Origin of the sequence: Pseudooceanicola nanhaiensis, from assembly GCF_020171315.1 — a bacterium.
GTDB classification, from domain to species: Bacteria; Pseudomonadota; Alphaproteobacteria; order Rhodobacterales; family Rhodobacteraceae; genus Pseudooceanicola; species Pseudooceanicola nanhaiensis_A.
Map to the genome: position 1 here is coordinate 34879 of NZ_JAIUZP010000006.1, position 12928 is coordinate 47806.

Below are 12928 nucleotides of genomic sequence, written 5' to 3' on the forward strand. Positions count from 1 at the left end.
GTCCCGCCGTTCGTCGCCTGCGGCAGGAATTGGATCTCATGTACCGACGACCGCGCTGCCCTACGCCCACGATCCCCCTCAAGGGTCAGTGCAACTGACGCTGGACTGTTTCGGTAAGTTCCGCGAGCGAGAAGGGTTTCGGCAGGAAGACCGAGTTCGGGATCTTCCCGTCACCGGCCGAGAAATTCTCCTCGGCGTAGCCGGACACGAAGACCACCCGGACGTCGGGACGGTTCTTGCGGGCCTCACGCACCCAGCTCGGCCCATCCATCCCGGGCATCACCACATCGGTGACAAAGAGATCGACCTGCAACTGATGGTCCTCCAGCGTGCGCAGGGCATCCTCCGCGCTTTCGGCCTCAAGCACGGTATAGCCTCGCAATCGAAGTGCCCTCGATGCGAAGGCGCGCACCGGCGCCTCATCCTCGACCAGAAGGACGACGCCATAGGCCCGTGGGCCCGGGCCGGCAGTATCGCCTTCCTTCTCGGAGGCGGCGGGCATCGCGGGGGCGGTGTAGACCGGGAACAGCAGGGTGAAGCAGCTCCCCTCGCCGGGGGTGCTCTCGGCAAAGATGAACCCGCCGGTCTGCTTCACGATGCCATAGGCCGTCGAGAGGCCGAGCCCAGTGCCCTCGCCGACCCGCTTGGTGGTGTAGAAGGGTTCGAAAACCTTGCCCACCTTGTCCGCGGGAATCCCCTGGCCCGTGTCGATCACCTTCACGCTCACATATTCGCCCGGCGTCACGGTGGCGCGGTCGCGGATCAGCGGCTCCCGCAGGCGGAGGGTTTCGGTGACGATCTGGATCTCTCCCCCGTCTGGCATCGCGTCGCGCGCATTCACCACCAGGTTCATCAGGACCTGTTCCAGCTGGCGCTTGTCGGCCCGGATCGGCCGGAGGACGGGGTCGTGGCTGAGGCTCAGCGTGATCCTCTCGCCCACGAGGCGGTTGAGGAGATGCGTCAGCTCGGAGAGCGTATCGCGCAGGTCCAGTTCCTCAGGTCGCAGGGTCTGCTTGCGCGAGAAGGCCAGCAACTGCCCGACCAGCGCCGCGGCGCGATTGGCGTTCTGGTTGATCTGCACGAGGTCACCATAGTCAGGATCGCCCGGATCATGGCGCAGGAGGAGCAGGTCGCAGTGACCGGAAATCGCGGTGAGCAGGTTGTTGAAATCATGGGCCACGCCGCCCGCCAGCTGGCCGATCGCCTGCATCTTCTGGCTCTGGACGAACTGCGCCTCCAGCGTCTTGAGCTCCGTGGCATCGCTCAGCACCGCGATCAGCGCGGGCGCGCCCTCCTCCACCACGCGCTTCAGCGTGACCTGGACATAGGCCTCCCGGTCCGGCGCTTTCAGGCGCAGGAACTCGGAATGCGGCGGCGGCCTGCCCGCTGCCGCCTCGGAGAGCCAGTCGGAGATCGAGCGCCCGAGGCCTTCGACCACATCGGAGAGCGCCGCATCCACGCGGCAGTCTGGCCCCAGCAAGGCCTGCGCGAAGCGGTTGGCCATCTGGATGCGCCCGTCGGCCCCGAGCCGCAGCAGCGGCACCGGCAATTCGTCGAAATAATCCCAGCCCGGCACGGGCCGGTCCTCCGTGTCGCCGGGGGGCGGCAGCAGCAACAGCTCCCGGCGCCCGAGGCTATCGCCGGTTTCCACCACCAACCGCTGCAGGGCGCCGCTGGCCGCGCTGACCTCCTGCGTGGCGCCCGGCACGACGGGCAACACCGGGAAGATCGCATCCAGCGCCTTGGGCCGGTGCCCGATCAACGCCCGCGCGGCGTCATTCATGTGCAGAATGGCATTGGACCGCCCGATGGTCAGCAGTGGCAGCTCCTGCGCGCCGGCGCCGGGCGCGAGCGTGCCGAATTCCTCGATCCGCCAGAGAAACCGCCCCCGCGGCAGGCGGTGGGCGCTCAACCGGGCCTGTCCGCGGCGGGTCACGATATCTTCGCGCGCGGTGCCGCTGCGCGCGGCGCGGGCCTGCAGGCGGAAAAGTACGGCAGAGGGGTTCGAAAAACTCTCGGCCATGAGGCCGGCCACCGTCAGCGCCTTCTCCGGGCTGGCGAGACCATCGCAGGCGCTGTTCCGGGCGAGGATCACCCCCTCGCTGTCCGCGATGGCCGCAGGCGCAATGTCATCGCGCACGAAGCCCATGATCGCCTCGTCCGCGCCCTCGGTCTCGCGGCGGTGGAACTGACAGACCAGCGTGACGAGGAGGGCGAAAAAGGTCAGGGTCAGCCCGGCGCCCATCAGAGCGATCGCCAGCAATTGCTGGCGCATCACGAGGCCGGTGACAAGCATCGCGATCCCGAGGATTACGATCAGGCGACGCCGTGGCATGAGCGCGGCAGAGAGTCGCGCGACCGCGCCGCCGCTCATCTCCGACATACTGAAGTCTGCAGCCTTCGACGGGCTCGCACCTGTGGTGGCCGGTGTGGACCCGTCCGCCCGGCCAGGCCGTTTCCCACCTGATGAGGCCTCCGTCTCAGAGCGCGCAACTTTCGGCACAACCGTACCTTCGGTAAGGGCGCATGCCTGTGCGCCCGTGTCGCCGGGCCCCTCCGCACTGTCCGTTTCTGCCACGCCCTGCGTCATCGCCCCTCCGCGGCCCCCTCTCTCACGGATCGTCCGACCCGTCCGTGACAGCCCGGCGGGCCGCCTGCCCCCACTCTGCCGCACGGTGAGTTAATTCCACCTTAAGGCCGGCAAGACGGGACAGGTCAGGATCGGTACGCGGGAAAAGGCTAGGCGGCGGGGCTCTTCCGGGTCAAGTGCGCGGCGTAGAAGCCGTCTCCGCCCTCGGAGAGCAGGAACTGGCGTTCGTAGGTCAGATGCCACTCCGGATGCCGCGCGAGGAAGGCCGCGACACGGTCGTGATTCTCTTCCCTGAGCAGCGAACAGGTGGCATAGGCCAGCACCCCATCCGGGGCCACGAGCCCGGCGGCCGCGTCGAGAATCTCGTCCTGTGTCCGGTTCAACGCCATGAGCGCCTCGGGCGTCAGCGCCCATTTCCCCTCGGGCGAGCGCCGCCAGGCGCCGGAGCCGGAACAGGGCACATCGGTCAGGACCAGATCGAAGGGCGCCTGCCGTTTCAGCGCCGTGGTGGCGGCGATCTCCACCGCGACACCGGCGCGGCGGGCGCGTTCCGGCAGGTCTTTCAAACGCTGCGGATGGGCATCGTGGGCGATGTAGCGGGCCTTGTGCCGCGCGGCCATGGCAAGCGTCTTGCCACCGCCCCCGGCGCAGTAGTCGAGCACCGTCCCGACCCCGTCCAGCGGCAGGGCAGCCGTAACGGCCTGGCTTGCGACGTCCTGAAGCTCCACCCGGCCATCGCGATAGGCGTCGCTCTGGTTGATGCGCCGCGCCCCCTCGATCACCTCGAGCGCCGTGGCACAGAGCGGATGCGGCCGGGCTTCGATACCGCCTGAAGAAAGCTCCGCAACCACTTGATCCATAGACGATTTGGCGAGATTTACCCGCAGGAACACGGCGGCCCGGTGGCGCAGCATCTCCACTTCGGCTTCGGCCTGTCCGCCGAGCGCCTCCTGAAGCGGCGCCAGCAGCCAGTCCGGCAGGTCGAGCGCCTCGGCCGCGGTCATCTCTGCGGGCGGCGCCATCTCCGCCTCGGTCAGCGCCGCCGGGGCGTGACCTTCGCCCGTGAAGACTTCCGACGGGTCGCGCCCTTCACTGCGCAGCAAGCCGATCATCCGCGCCCGCCCGGACGTCCCGCCGCCGAGCACAGCGCAGGAGCGCCACCGCCGCAGCACGTCGAAGACATGGTCCCGGATCGCGGCCCGGTCACCGGACCCGGCGAACCGGCTGCGCCGCGCCCAGCCGGTCAGCGCCTTCTCGGCAGCGGTGCCGCCTGCGATCTCGTCCAGCAGCGCTGCGGCCGCCGCGATACGTGCCCCGGGGGTCATGGTCCTGTCTCTCCTGTTGCGGCCCGCCTAGTGCCACAGAGCGCCGCGCGTTTCCAGCCTGCCCCCGCCCGCCGGCGCAAAAGTCATCCGGCCCGGGGCGATCTTTACCAAGTATCAAGACAGAGACCCGACACTCGCCACCGTCGCGGCCGGTCATTCTTCCAAAACGGGCGCGGCGCTGAATGTCCCGAACGCAGGTTTGCCCGCCATGCCGCGATTGTCCACATGCCTCATCATCGACGATTCGTCGCTCGATCAGGAGATGATGCGCCGCGCGATGGACGCGACCGGCCTGCCGGTGGAGGTCCTCTTTGCCGGTGCGCTGTCTGAGGCGCGGGCGGTGCTCAAGGCGGTGGAGGTCTCGCTGGTCTTTCTCGACAATTCGATGCCCGATGGCTGGGGCGCCGATTTCGTCGGGGAGATGGCGCGCGACGAGCGGTTCAAGCGCGTGCCCGTGGTGATCGTGAGCGACTGGCCCTCACCCTTTCTCTACGCAAAGGCCCGCGCGTCCAACGTCTGCGAGGTCTGGTCGAAGCGGGATTTCACGCCCGAGGCCGTCCGGCGCGTCGTGCAGGCCCATGGTCTGGGGGAGGTGCGATGAGCTGAAACAGAGGACTTGATGGCGCAGGGCCAGGTTGCATGTCGAGCGCCTGCCCGGCGGGAGAGGTGCCGGATACGGGGAACCGCCGATGATCCGGGCTGCTTTCGCCCCCGCGGCTCCCGCTACTTTTGCCCCGGCCCCGTACGCGGCTTTGTCCCTGCCTTTGCCCCTCGTCATTCCCGGCCCCATGCGCTATCACCCCCGTTCGAAGACGGGAGCGCAAGATGACCGACAAGAATACCCTGACGCTGCTCAACCAATGCGTCGACATGCTCGCCGAGGAACTGGGCTCCGCGCCGCTGCAGATTGATCGCCCCGGGCGCGGCGATTTCGTGCTGGTCTCGGCCGCCACCTACGACAGCCTCGTGGAGCGCATCCATGAGCTGGAAGGCGGCATGATGATGGACGACGACCGGGACGACGACGACGCGGAACTGCTCGAGATCCTCGAGACCTCGACGCGGATTCGGCACTGATATCAGGTCGCCGCCCCGCGGGGCGGCCCGCTGGCTGCGCAACGCAGCACAGACCAAATCCCTTTGCGGCAACGTAGTTGTTTTCTGCACCGCACTTGCTGCGTGCACCGCTATTGCGCCCGGCTGGCGCCTGTAGGAGGGTCCTCTGGCGCGCCCGCATGTGCGTGGGGCGCCGCCTGAGACAGGTGCCCTCGGCGACATTGAAGGAACCGCACTGGACGACCGTCTCGGCCAGCGCTGACAGATGCACTGGCTCCCTCGCCGTCAGGAGCCATTTGCACCGGACCCGACGACGCCTGACACGACCGGCGATGAACAACCCGAACGTCGAAGGCCAACCCGGCCAAAGTCCGACACCTGATGCCGCCTAGGCGCCCCGCCTGATCCCCGAACGGTTCCCACCGCCCCCCGAAACGCGAACGGCCCCGCACAGGGCGGGGCCGTCAGGCGATCAACAGATCTCGTCAGGGCGGCTCAGCCGACCCGGTAGTTCGGCGATTCCCGCGTGATCTGAACGTCGTGCACGTGACTCTCCTTGAGGCCCGCACCGGTGATCTTCACGAAGGTGCAGTTCTGACGCATCTCGTCCACGGTCGCGCAGCCGGTGTAACCCATGGCCGCGCGCAGGCCGCCAACCAGCTGGTGCAGGACCGCGCCCGCTGCGCCCTTGTAGGGAACCTGCCCCTCGATCCCTTCGGGAACGAGCTTGTCCGAGGCCGCGTCCTTCTGGAAGTAGCGGTCGGCCGAGCCGCGCGCCATGGCCCCGAGCGAGCCCATGCCACGGTAGGATTTGAACGACCGGCCCTGGTAGAGGATCACCTCGCCCGGGCTTTCGTCCGTCCCGGCGATCATCGAGCCGACCATGGCAACAGATGCCCCGGCGGCGATCGCCTTGGCGAAGTCGCCCGAGAACTTGATCCCGCCATCGGCGATGATCGGCGTGTCACCGGCAGCGGCGGCGCAATCCATGATCGCGGTCAGCTGGGGCACGCCCACACCGGCCACCATCCGCGTGGTGCAGATCGAGCCCGGGCCGATCCCGACCTTCACGGCATCCGCCCCGGCGCCGATCAGCGCGCGGGTGGCCTCGCCCGTGGCGACGTTGCCCGCGACGATCTGAACTTCGTTGGAGAGGCCCTTGGCCCGTTCCACCGCCCGGGCGACGCCCTCGGAGTGGCCATGCGCCGTGTCGATGACGATCATGTCGACGCCCGCATCCACCAGCGCCTGCGACCGTTCGAAGCCCGCATCCCCCACGGTGGAGGCCGCGGCGACCCGCAGACGGCCCAGCTGGTCCTTGCAGGCGGTCGGGTTCAGCACGGCCTGTTCGGTGTCGCGCAGGGTCAGCAGGCCGGTCAGCTTGCCGTCCTTGTCGGTCACCAGCAGCTTCTCGATCCGGCGGGCCTTCATGAGGCTCTTGGCCTCTTCACGGTCGGCCGGTTCCTGCAGGATGGCGAGGTTGTTGGAGGTCATCATGACCCGCACCGGCGTGTCGTCATCGCTGGCGAACCGCATGTCCCGGTTGGTGACGATGCCGACGACAAGCCCGCGTTCATCCACCACCGGGAAGCCGGTGACGTTGTAGCGCTGCTGCAGGGCCTTGGCATCGGCCAGCGTCTGATCGGCGCGCAGAGTGATCGGGTTGTAGACGATCCCGCTCTCGAAGCGTTTGACCCGGCGGACCTCTTCGGCCTGCTGGTCCACGGTCAGGTTGCGGTGGATCACCCCCATGCCGCCGGCCTGCGCCATGCAGATCGCCATGCGGCTTTCGGTCACCGTGTCCATGGCAGAGGACAGCAGCGGGATGTTCAGGGAGATCGCCTTCGTCACCTTCGTCCGCGTATCCGCCGTGGACGGCAGCACGCTGGAGGCAGCGGGTACAAGCAGAACGTCATCGAAGGTCAGCGCCTCACGAATCTCCATCGGTCAACTCCATGGGATGTTCGTATTGGCGCTTCCCTATTACATGGATGCCGACAAGTGGAAAGCCCCAAAGAACCGCAAAGACGCGGCAGCGGACATGCGCCCTGCACATGCGGCAGGCAGGCGCGGTCATCGCGTCTGCGGACAGGAGAAGAGCTTCTCGAGGATCAGCGCCGCGATCGAGCCGGTGCCGAGCAGCATGATCAGGACATTCGCGATCCAGCCCAGGACGGGGATGAAATTCACCAGCGATGTCACGACGATGCCCGCCGCCAGCACCAGCAGCTTCTGCCCCAGCGTCGGGTCTTCGGGCGTGGCACCGGGGCGACCGAAGTTCACGAAGAGCCGCATGGCGATCGTGTAGACGCCCAGCATGTAGCCGCAGGTCCATGTCAGTACGATCAGGACGATGATAAAAGGCAGCAGCGGAATGCCCACGATGGTCAGCGCCGCCACCGGCACCAGCCCGACCAGCGCCGAGAGCCCCAGCACGCCCGCCAGCAAGACCTGCCCGGTCCGCGTCATGGCTCGCAGCCGCAGCCGCTCGGTCAGTTCGGGGGCCACGCTGAGCAGGGCCGCGCCGAAGATCAGGAAGAAGCCGAGGCCGACGACGGCCCCCAGCAGCGCGGTCCATGGGCCCGGGCGCGTCCAGTCCCCGGTGACATGGTCCAGCGCCTGCCGGGCGTGGCTGTCGAGCTGTTCATGAACGACTCGCTCCGCCGGAACGACGGAGGACGGGATCTCGGGCCGGTCCGAGGTGGCAAGATGCAGAACGCCGCCGATGCGGGCCTCGGGGCCGAAGCCCACCTGCCCCGCCGCGATCCACACATCCCCCGCCACCGGCGCGTTCAGCGTCACCGTGCCGCCGCTCGCCAGCAGCGCGCCGTTCATCGCGCCCTCCAGCACCAGCGTCCCGGCACTCAACCGGGCGTTGCCGGTGACGGCGGCCGACCGGGTCGTCGCGATGGACGCCGCCACGAGGCTGGCATCCCCCGCCACCGGAGCATCGAGCGTGAGCGAGCCGCCCGCGGCATAGAGGTCTCCGCCGATCGCGCCGCTCAGGTCCACCCGGAAGCCCGCCACATGGGCGTCCTTGGCCACCGGCGCCCCCTGGGCCACGGAAAACCCAATGGCGAAAAGACTGCGCTGCGTGGCCGGCGTGGCCCCGCTTTCCGGGTCCGAGACATAGAGATCCCCCCCGACCTCGATCCGTTCGGCCCTCAGGGGCGCAGAGATCAGCGGCAGGAGAAGCAGGACAACCGGCAACCACCGGCGGAGGGCTACGGGAGGGAGCATCACGGGCCTCGCAACGGAATAAACGCAAGCGAAATTCTTCGCTTATTCCGAACCATACACGCAAAAGATGTATGACGCGAGGTCGCGACACGTGGTCGCGACGATCCGTTCAGCCCTGTTGCACCTCAGGCATAGGCCGGCACCGGGCGCGGTGTCAGCACCATGACGCAGGCGGCCACGATGGCCACCGCCAGCGGCAGCATCGCCATGGCGAGGAAGCCGCCCTGCTGCCCGAAGGCATGGGCCAGAGGGGCCGAGATCAGCGGCGAGAGGAACTGCCCGCCGAAGAAGCCCATGGTCATCAGGCCCGCCGCCCGGCCCCGGTACATGGGCGGTACAAATTCCATGAAATAGGCCATGAAGTTCGGCATCGCCGGCCCCATCGAGGCCCCCATGATCAGCACGCCCGCCACCGCCATCCAGGGCGAGGTCGCCTGGCTGATCACCACCAGCGACAGCGCCATGCCCGAGAAGGACACCACGATGATCACCCGGGGCGAGATGATCCGGCGGATCTTGCCGAACATCACGGCCCCCGGCAGCGAGGCCACCGTCATCATCGAGAGCGCGAGGCCAAGGTGGGTGGAGTTGGTCACCCCTAGTTCGGCCAGCACGAAGGGCAGCCGCGTGGGCAGGATGTACATCGTCGCCATGGCCAGCAGCGCCAGCGACCCCAGCACGGCATAGGCCTTCCACGGGAAGGCCGGCTGCGGCCCCTTCGGCGCATCGGCGGGGCCCGGGCGCGGTGCGCTCCGGGTCAGCCCGCGCAGGGTCACGAAGGCCAGCAGCGCCAGCGGCAGCGCCACGAGATAGACACCGAAGGCCGTCCGCCAGCCGAAGGAGGCCATGACGCCCCCGCCGATCATGAAGACGATCCCGCCGATGTTCATGGCGGCCATCTGCAACCCCATGAAACGCTCGCGGTCCCGCCCGATCCAGAGGCTGGAGACATAGGCCGAGACCAGCGTCATCGTCCCCGCCACCCCAAGCCCGAGCACCGCGCGCCCGATCAGCAGCTGCCAGATCTCCTGTGCCACAAGGCCTGAAGCCCCGCCAAGCGCATAGAGCAGCATCGCCCCCACCATCAGCGGACGGCGGTCCATCCGGTCGGCCATGACGCCGATCGCGGCGGCGGTCAGCACCACGAAGAGCGAGGGCAGCGTCACCACGAGGCCGCTGAGCGTTTCGATGCCCGGCGTGTCGGCAAAGGCCGCGCGCAGCTGCGGCAGCGCGGGCGAGATGGTCGCATTGGCCATCACGGTCAGCGAGGAGGCGGCGAGGATCGTCACCATGGCCAGCACGGGGACAGAGGGCGCCCGGGGGGACGTCGGTGTGAGCGTATCGGTCATCTGGAACTTCGGGGGTCAGGAGGGGCGCGGGAGGTGCCGCGAAAATCCGGACAACCTTGCCCGCTGCACCGCAGAATGTCCATCCGCCCTTTCGAGCGGGGCCGCGCAGCCCACTGTGCCCTGCCGCGCAATGCCGCCCACGCGCCCTGATCTGCCGCTCCCGGTTGCGACGGGGCCCCTCCCGTCCCTATGCTCGCCTCACGCCCTCACAAAGTGCCGACCATGAGCCAAGACCCCGCCACGACCGATCCCCTCGTCATCTTCACCCCCTCGGGCAAACGCGGCCGCGTCGCGGCGGGCACGCCCGTGCTTCAGGCTGCGCGGCAACTGGGGGTCGACCTCGATTCCGTCTGCGGCGGGCGCGGGATCTGCTCCAAGTGCCAAATCACGCCGGGCTATGGCACCTTCTCCAAGCATGGCGTGACCGTGCGCGAGGATGCGCTCTCCGACTGGAACGCGGTGGAGGAGCGCTATGACCGCGTCCGCGGACTGCCCGAAGGCCGCCGCCTCGGCTGTCAGGCGCAGATCCTGCATGACGTCGTGATCGACGTGCCGCCGGAAAGCCAGGTTCACAAGCAGGTGGTGCGCAAGGCCGCCACCGCCCGCGCGATCACCATGGACCCGGCGACGCGCCTCTATCTCATCGACGTGGCCGAACCCGACATGCACGTCCCCACCGGGGATCTCGAACGCGTGGCGACAGCGCTGGAGGCCCAATGGGGCCTTGCCGGGGCCACGGCGGACCTGTCGCTTCTGGCCAAGCTGCAGCCCGTGCTGCGAAAGGGCCAATGGCAGGTTTCCGTCGCGGTCTTTCAGGATCACACCGGGGCCGCGCCGCGCATCCTCGACATCTGGCCGGACCTGCATGAAGGCGGGCTCTACGGGCTGGCGATCGACCTCGGCTCCACCACCATCGCCGGGCACCTGTGTGACCTCGTCACCGGCGAGGTGCTGGCCTCCGCCGGGCTGATGAACCCGCAGATCCGCTTCGGCGAGGACCTGATGAGCCGGGTCTCCTACGTGATGATGAACCCCGGCGGCGATGCCGAGATGACGCGCGCGGTGCGCGAGGCCATGGCGCGGCTGGCGGTGGACCTTGCAGGCGATGCGGGCATTGATCCGGGTTTGATCTTTGAGGCAACTCTGGTCTGTAACCCTGTGATGCACCACCTCTTTCTGGGCCTCGACCCGACCGAGCTGGGACAGGCGCCCTTCGCGCTTGTCTCCTCTTCGGCGCAGGCGCTTGGCGCCCGTGAGGTCGGCCTTTCTACCATCAATCCCCGCGCCCGTCTCTACACGCTGCCGCTGATCGCGGGCCACGTGGGGGCTGATGCGGCGGCAGTCTCGCTCTCCGAGGCACCCGAGGCCTCGGAGGATCTCGTGCTGATCGTCGACGTGGGCACCAATGCCGAGATCCTGCTGGGCGACAGGACCCGCGTGCTGGCCTGTTCCTCGCCCACCGGCCCCGCCTTCGAAGGGGCGCAGATCTCCTCGGGGCAGCGGGCCGCGCCCGGGGCCATCGAAAAGCTGGAGATCGACCCGGTGACCCGCGAGCCACGCTTCCGCGTCATCGGCTGCGATCTCTGGTCCGACGAGGCGGGCTTTGCCGAGGCGACGGCCCAGACCGGGATCACGGGCATCTGCGGCTCCGGCATCATCGAGGCGGTGGCCGAGATGCGCATGGCGGGCGTGCTGGATGCCTCCGGCCTGGTCGGCAGCGCAGAACAGACCGGCACGCCGCGCTGCGAGCCTGACGGGCGTACCCACAGTTACCTGATCTGGGACGGCAGCGCCGAGGGCGGCCCGCGGATCACCGTCACACAGGGTGACATCCGGGCGATCCAGCTGGCGAAGGCCGCGCTCTACGCGGGCGCGCGCCTCCTGATGGATGAACGAGGGGTCAACACCGTGGACCGCGTGGTGCTGGCCGGGGCCTTCGGGGCCCATATCTCGCCCAAACATGCGATGGTACTGGGGATGATCCCCGATGTGCCGCTCGACAAGGTGACGAGTGCCGGCAATGCTGCGGGCACCGGCGCGCGGATCGCGCTGTGCAACCGGGCGGCCCGGGCGCAGATCGAACGCGACGTGGGCGCAATCACCAAGGTCGAAACCGCCATCGCGCCGAAGTTCCAGGAGCATTTCGTGGCCGCGAATGCCCTGCCCCATGCCAGCGATCCCTTCCCCCATCTGGGCGCGATCGTGACCCTGCCGGAGGTCTCGTTCAACACCAGTGGTGACGGGTCTGGCGGAGGGCGCAGGCGACGCCGCCGTGGCTGAGGAACTCCTGTGGCTGGGGCGGCGTGGGTGAGGCCGGACCCCGCAACAGATCCGACCTCACGCCTGCGGTATCACCGGCCCCCGCCGGCGCAACCGCCAGGTTCGCAGGACAGGCTCCTCCCGTCCAATCCCCATTGACCGTGAAACCTGTCCTGCGAAATCTCCTCCCCGGCATATCCCGTCCGTCTGCCTGCCTGTCGAAGCCGACCCGTCAGCCTTGGCTGCCGGTCTCCCGTCGTCGATCAACACGCCTCGCGATGCGAATGGCGCTTGGACTGAACACCTCCCATAGTGGAAGAAGATGTATATTGATTTGCCAATCGGCGGCGATCCGCGCATACCCCAAATGGGTGAAAAGGAAGAAATCTTCTCCTAACACGAAGGTTTTCTGTGATTTTTTCTCAAAGATGACCGTACGTTACATATAACGACCCGCGGCGCCCCGGCGCCGGGGCCACAGCAGGGAAGTCACCGATGTATGCAATCGGCGCGCTCGCGCGGCGGACCGGGACCAGCGTTCAGACCATCCGCTACTACGAACAGATCGGCCTCCTGCCCGAGCCGGAGCGCAGCGCGGGCGGCCAGCGGCGCTACGATGCAGGCACGCTCGACCGGCTGACCTTCATCCGCCACGCCCGGCAGCTTGGCTTCGGGCTAGAGGCGATCCGCGACCTGCTCGACCTCTCCGATCATCCCGAACAGCCCTGCGAGGATGCCGACCGCATCGCGGCGCAGCAACTCCGCGCGGTGGAACAGCGCATTGCCCGGCTGGAAAAGCTGCGCGAAGAGCTGGCCCGCATGGTGCACGATTGCGACGGCGGACAGGCCGGGGCCTGCCGGGTCATCGAGGTCCTGCGCGACCATTCCGAATGCCTGACCGATCACCCCGCCCCGGAAACCGACGTGCCCCGCTAGGCCCCGCCGCGGGACATCCCCCTCAGGCCCTCAAGGTCTTGAATGGACGACACCATGTCGCAAATGCTGCATTGCGACATGACGCCTCCCTGTAATCTGAATCCAGATGTCAGCAGCGCCCCGTCGGGCGGCGCGATCCGGCCCGTCGGCACAGCACCGGCCCCGCGTCCGCC

General features: G+C 68.2%; 9 protein-coding genes. 4 read left to right on the forward strand and 5 right to left on the reverse strand.

All coding sequences use genetic code 11. The features are described from left to right. Positions 1–85: 85 nt before the first annotated feature. Positions 86–2383 (reverse strand): ATP-binding protein, encoded by a 2298-nt coding sequence (locus LCM32_RS10225; RefSeq protein ID WP_224820968.1) that lies wholly within the window; start codon positions 2381–2383, stop codon positions 86–88. Between the two features lie 356 nt (positions 2384–2739). Continuing rightward, a complete protein-coding gene (locus tag LCM32_RS10230; protein ID WP_224820969.1) occupies positions 2740–3915 on the reverse strand; it encodes an RsmB/NOP family class I SAM-dependent RNA methyltransferase in 1176 nt (391 codons plus the stop codon). 217 nt (positions 3916–4132) lie between these two features. On the opposite strand from LCM32_RS10230, the gene LCM32_RS10235 reads away from it, so the two are divergent. Both LCM32_RS10235 and LCM32_RS10240 read left to right on the forward strand, forming a co-directional pair. Beyond that, complete coding sequence (locus tag LCM32_RS10235) at positions 4133–4516, forward strand: response regulator (protein WP_224820970.1); 384 nt, start codon at positions 4133–4135, stop codon at positions 4514–4516. Positions 4517–4740: 224 nt separating this feature from the next. Next, positions 4741–4992 carry a hypothetical protein gene (locus LCM32_RS10240; protein ID WP_224820971.1) on the forward strand — a complete coding sequence of 84 codons (252 nt, stop codon included), beginning with the start codon at positions 4741–4743 and terminating at the stop codon, positions 4990–4992. 474 nt (positions 4993–5466) lie between these two features. Here LCM32_RS10240 and guaB read toward each other — a convergent pair whose 3' ends face one another. From guaB to LCM32_RS10255, 3 genes are all read right to left on the reverse strand, one after another. After that, the gene (guaB, locus tag LCM32_RS10245; RefSeq protein WP_224820972.1) at positions 5467–6915 is read right to left on the reverse strand and encodes an IMP dehydrogenase; all 1449 of its coding nucleotides are present in this window, start codon (positions 6913–6915) and stop codon (positions 5467–5469) included. Positions 6916–7044: 129 nt separating this feature from the next. Beyond that, positions 7045–8211, reverse strand: a complete 1167-nt coding sequence (locus tag LCM32_RS10250; protein WP_224820973.1) for a hypothetical protein — start codon at positions 8209–8211, stop codon at positions 7045–7047. Between the two features lie 125 nt (positions 8212–8336). Beyond that, a complete protein-coding gene (locus LCM32_RS10255; RefSeq protein WP_224820974.1) occupies positions 8337–9560 on the reverse strand; it encodes an MFS transporter in 1224 nt (407 codons plus the stop codon). 222 nt (positions 9561–9782) lie between these two features. Between LCM32_RS10255 and LCM32_RS10260 the strand changes: the two genes are divergently transcribed. Both LCM32_RS10260 and LCM32_RS10265 read left to right on the forward strand, forming a co-directional pair. Next, a complete protein-coding gene (locus tag LCM32_RS10260) occupies positions 9783–11840 on the forward strand; it encodes an ASKHA domain-containing protein (protein ID WP_224820975.1) in 2058 nt (685 codons plus the stop codon). A gap of 474 nt (positions 11841–12314) precedes the next feature. Further along, entirely contained in the window at positions 12315–12755 is a 441-nt protein-coding gene (locus LCM32_RS10265) for a MerR family transcriptional regulator (protein WP_224820976.1), read from the forward strand. Positions 12756–12928 lie beyond the last annotated feature (173 nt).